The sequence below is a fragment of the Mesorhizobium sp. M2C.T.Ca.TU.002.02.1.1 genome (assembly GCF_003997225.1).
Genome location: NZ_RZTO01000704.1, coordinates 1 through 3,309, shown reverse-complemented (window position 1 = coordinate 3,309; position 3,309 = coordinate 1). Strand labels below are relative to the sequence as shown.

The window sequence follows — 3,309 nt, the reverse complement described above, 5'->3', positions numbered from 1 at the left end:
CCGGCACCGGGCGTCAGGTGACGGGTGCTGCCATCAAGCTCGGCGGCCTGGCGGCGATCGGCGGCCTCGCCTACAAGGCCTACCAGAATTACAAGGCCGGCAACGAGCCGGCGCAGGCGCCCGCATCCGGTGAGCCTGAACTGCTCCCGCCGCCGGCCGATACCGCTTTCGATCCCACGCAGGCGCCGCAGGGTGAGGCCGAGTTCACGCTGACGCTGGTCAGGGCGATGATCTCGGCAGCCAAGGCCGACGGCCATGTCGACGACGACGAGCGCAAGAAGATCGCCGACAAGCTCAAGCTCGCCGGCATCGGCGCGGAAGCGGAAAAATTCCTGCTGGCCGAACTCGAAAGCCCGCTCGATCTCGACACGCTGGTCGCCGGCGCCAAGACCGATGCGCAGAAGCTCGAGCTCTACACCGCCTCGCGCCTGACCATTGATCCAAATACGCGCGCCGAGCGCGGGTATCTCGACCTGCTCGCCGGCCGGCTCGGCCTGCCGGATGCGCTGGTCGACCATGTCGAGGCGACTGTTTCGGCGGCAAAGGTGCCGGCCGGCAGCGCGCCGAGTTCGCCCTGGTGAGGGAGAGGGTTGCCGGCAGGCGACAGGACATCGCGCGGCCGTTAACTTCTCGTTAACCCAGCAAGCGCATCATTCTAATCAGTCGGACCGGCTTTTCCTCCTCCCAAGCGCGGTTCAGATCGGGGCGGTCGCCAATGGCCGCCCTTTTTGTTGGCCTCTTCTTATCCGCCAATAGCGGCTTGCCATGATCCTCGGCATTTGCGATGCCACGTCTTTCCATGCATGAGCGGGAGGACGGCGATGACAGCCATAGCAGAGAAGACCGCCATCGTGACCGGAGCCGGCACCGGCATCGGCAAGAGCGTCGCCACGGCGCTGCTCAAGGCAGGCTGGAACACGGTGTTCTGCGGCCGCCGCAAAGCGGTGTTGGAGGAGGCGATCGCCGACGCAGGCAAGACGCAAGCCAAGGCATTGGCCGTCGCCTGCGACATCAGCAAGGCCGACCAGGTGGACGACATGTTCGAGACCGTGCTCGAAGCCTTCGGCCGCGTCGACCTGCTCTTCAACAATGCCGGCATGGGCTACAAGTCGACGCTGATCGACGAGATCCCGGTCGAGGTCTGGAACGATGTCGTCGGCGTCAACCTCACCGGTTCGTTCCTGTGCGCCCGCGCGGCCTTCGGCGCCATGCGACGGCAGAAGCCGATGGGCGGCCGCATCATCAACAACGGCTCGGTGTCGGCCTATGCGCCGCGCCCGGGCTCAGCGCCCTATACGGCGACCAAGCACGCGATCACCGGGCTCACCAGGACGCTGGCGCTCGACGGCCGGCCCTTCGACATCGCCTGTGGGCAGATCGACATCGGCAACGCGCTGACCGAGATGGCGCAACCGATGACGGTCGGCGTGCCGCAGGCCAACGGCTCGATCGCGGCCGAGGCGGTGATGGACGTGCAACGCGTCGCCGATGCGGTTCTGCATATGGCTAGCCTGCCGCTCGACGCCAACGTGCTGTTCATGACCGTGATGGCGACGAAGATGCCGTTTGTCGGCAGAGGTTAGCGCCGGTCGCCCTCACCCGGACCTCTCCCCCAGGGGGAGAGGAGACCGTCGGGCCGTTTCGAATCTCTTCTCCCACCGGGGGAGAAGGCGGCCGCGAAGCGGCCGGATGCGGGGATCACTTCTTCAGGAACGCCTCGATCCGCTCCAGGGCGCGCAGGATGTTCTCCTCGGAATTGGCGTAGGAAAGCCGGATATAGCCTTCGCCGAGAACGCCGAAATCGGGACCGCCGATCAGCGCCACGCCGGCGTCCTCCAGCAGCGCCGAGGCGAGCTTCTTGGCCTTCCAGCCCGTGTTCGAGACGTTGGGGAAGGCGTAGAAGGCGCCCTTCGGCGTGATGCAGGAGATGCCGGGCAGCGCGTTCAGCCCCTCGACCACGATCTTCCTGCGGTTGTCGAAGGCGCGCATCATCTTGTCGACATCGTCCTGCGGGCCGTCGATCGCGGCGATGCCGGCAAACTGGCTCGGCGCGTTGACGCAGGACCAGCAGTTCACCGCCAGCTTGCGCACCTTGTCGTAGAGATGAGCGCCCCTGTCGCCGTTCGGCCAGATCGACCAGCCCATGCGCCAGCCCGTCATCGCCCAGGTCTTCGACCAGCCGTTGAGCACGATCAGCCTGTCGCGGATCTCGGGGAAGTTGAGCAGCGAGCAGTGGATCTCGCCGTCATAGGTCATGACGTCGTAGATCTCGTCCGACAGGATGGCGACCTGAGGGTGCTTCTCCAAGCCCTTGACCAGCTTCTCGATCTCGGCGCGCGGGGTGACGCCACCGGTCGGATTGGCGGGCGAGTTGAGGATCAGCAGCCTGGTCTTCGGCGTGATCAGCGCCAGTGTCTCGTCGGCCGAGAAGGCAAAGCCGTTCTCCTCGCGGATCGGCACCGGCACCGGCGTGGCGCCGGTGAACTCGATCATCGAGCGGTAGATCGGAAAGCCGGGATCGGGGTAGAGGGTCTCGGTGCCCGCCTCGCCGAACATCAGGATCGCGGCGAACATCGTCGGCTTGCCGCCGGGCAGGATCATCACATTCTCGGGCGACACCTCGACGCCGGTGGTGGTCAGCGTGCGGCGCACGACGGCCTCGCGGGTGGCCAAGAGGCCGTTTGCCGGCGTGTAGCCGTGGTGGCCGTCGCGCAGCGCCTTGATCGCCGCCTCGACGATGTGCTGCGGCGTCTTGAAGTCGGGCTGGCCGATGCCGAGGTTGATGATGTCGCGGCCCTGATGGGCAAGCGCGGTGGCCCTCGCCAGCACCGCGAAAGCGTTTTCCTCGCCAAGCCGGTCGAAGGCCGCGATCGTGTGGAGCATTTTTCCCGTCCCTGTGGTTCTTTCTGTGAGCGAGCGTTTTTGTGACCGTCCGCCGGGAAAAGTCAACGGATTGGAGTGGCCGGTGTCGGAAGATCTGAAGAAATGGCAGCCGCGCCCGCGGCCGGAACGCAAGGCGATCGAGGGACGCACCGTCAGGCTGGAACCGCTGAGCGCGGCAAAGCATGGCGACGGCCTCTACGAGGCCTCCTCGGTTTCCGATGCCGGCGGACGTTTCGCCTGGCTGCCCGACTACCCGCCGGAAAACCGCGCCGCCTTCCAGCCCTGGCTCGACAAGGCCGAAGCCAGCGAGGATCCGCTGTTCTTCACCGTCATCGACAAGGCGAGCGGCAAGATCGCCGGACGCCAGACGCTGATGCGCATCGACGCCCAACGGCGTCGGCGAAATCGGCAACATCTATTGGGGAC

Annotated in this window: 3 protein-coding genes and 1 pseudogene; 3 read left to right on the top strand and 1 reads right to left on the bottom strand. The window is 66.1% G+C overall.

Annotated elements, in window-relative coordinates; translation table 11 throughout:
* Both EOD07_RS27915 and EOD07_RS27910 read left to right on the top strand, forming a co-directional pair.
* The coding region (locus EOD07_RS27915; RefSeq protein ID WP_164772597.1) for a tellurite resistance TerB family protein at positions 1 to 581 on the top strand (581 nt) is incomplete at its 5' end.
* 240 nt (positions 582 to 821) lie between these two features.
* Positions 822 to 1,583 (top strand): SDR family oxidoreductase, encoded by a 762-nt coding sequence (locus EOD07_RS27910; protein ID WP_040990035.1) that lies wholly within the window; start codon positions 822 to 824, stop codon positions 1,581 to 1,583.
* Positions 1,584 to 1,698: 115 nt separating this feature from the next.
* Here the strand turns inward: EOD07_RS27910 and EOD07_RS27905 are convergent, their stop codons facing one another.
* Positions 1,699 to 2,883, bottom strand: coding sequence for a pyridoxal phosphate-dependent aminotransferase (locus tag EOD07_RS27905; protein WP_127237683.1), 1,185 nt, complete (start codon positions 2,881 to 2,883; stop codon positions 1,699 to 1,701).
* Positions 2,884 to 2,965: 82 nt separating this feature from the next.
* Between EOD07_RS27905 and EOD07_RS27900 the strand changes: the two are divergent.
* Positions 2,966 to 3,309 (top strand): annotated as a pseudogene (locus EOD07_RS27900) (GNAT family N-acetyltransferase); the annotation flags it as partial.